The organism is Lamprobacter modestohalophilus (genome assembly GCF_016583905.1).
Taxonomy (GTDB): Bacteria; Pseudomonadota; Gammaproteobacteria; order Chromatiales; family Chromatiaceae; genus Lamprobacter; species Lamprobacter modestohalophilus.
The window spans coordinates 1-1,161 of record NZ_NRRY01000166.1; the positions used below are offsets into that span (position 1 = coordinate 1).

Annotated in this window: 1 protein-coding gene; it reads left to right on the top strand. The window is 46.3% G+C overall.

Translation table 11 applies throughout. From position 1 onward, the window contains the following. Nucleotides 1–93 precede the first annotated feature (93 nt). Entirely contained in the window at nt 94–1,017 is a 924-nt protein-coding gene (locus tag CKO42_RS26630; RefSeq protein WP_338035016.1) for an IS66 family transposase, read from the top strand. Nucleotides 1,018–1,161 lie beyond the last annotated feature (144 nt).

Genomic DNA, 1,161 nt, shown 5'->3' on the forward strand with positions numbered 1-1,161 from the left:
GCAACGGCTTTTCCCTCGGTCAGTTTGCACTTCCAAGGGTACGCCGACCCGGCGCTCCTGCCACGCCTTCAGCGTGGTTGATCGCCTACCGGAATACTCAGTTTTGGACCAAGGGATGATCAAGGCCCGTCGGGAGCAAGGTCGGTTTTGTGGCGGACCGAATGGGAGAATACGCACGACCATAAACTGAAGCAGCAGTTGATCATTTACAATTCGGATGACTGCCGGGCTCTTTCGCTTGTTACAAAAGCAGTTTCTAAACTCTGCTCAGAACAATCTGGAAAAGCAATAGTGTTCGATAGTAATTTTTCGGATACTGAAACGCATGGGCGGTCAAGAAGAGACTTTTTGTTAGATGATTTCCAAGCCATTAATAATGCAGCTTACTGGGATCATCAGCGGGATATGGTTTATGTCAATTCGTCCAGAAGATTGAAGACGATTTCAAAAAGGCAGGCGATTTCTAGTCAAAAGGTAGAACCTAATAGGGTCATTGACCCTGTTGCCCCAAATACGTGTTTGCGATGTGGGGAAAAGAGCTTTTCAAAAGAAAAAGTAGGAGAACGTACTGTTTATGACCTTAAATTTACAAAACGAGGAATTTCGAGAGATGTAGTCAAATATGTAGCGCGCGAATTTCACTGTAAATCCTGCGGCGAATCTACAAAAGTCTATCCGTCGTCGTGGTCAAATCGAAAGTATGGGCAAGGCTTTGTCGCCTATTCTATCTATCATGTTATACATCTCTGCCTATTACAAAGAACGATTGCTCGAAGCATTAACGAGTTGTTTGGCTTTAGTATTTCTGAAACAACGGTGCATCATATTAAGTCTATTGCAGCCGATTTCTACACAAATACTTGTGAAAAAATTAAAGAGCGAATCGTTACCGGTAAGTTGGTCCACGCTGACGAAACACCAATTAAGCTTAAGGGCGGAAACGAAGGTTACGTGTGGGTTTTGACTAACATGGAAGAAGCCTTTTTTTTCTTTACTGGTAACCGTTCACGGGGCTGAAACCTGCCATCGCCTCACCTCCAGCGGCTTCAGCCCAGGCTGTGGAAACCCCGACATCCGTGCTCAGGAGCGCAGCCCAGGCGAAGGACGTGTTGATGATGAACCCGAGTTGGGATCTCTTCGAGCGGCTGGCATCGCGGAGTC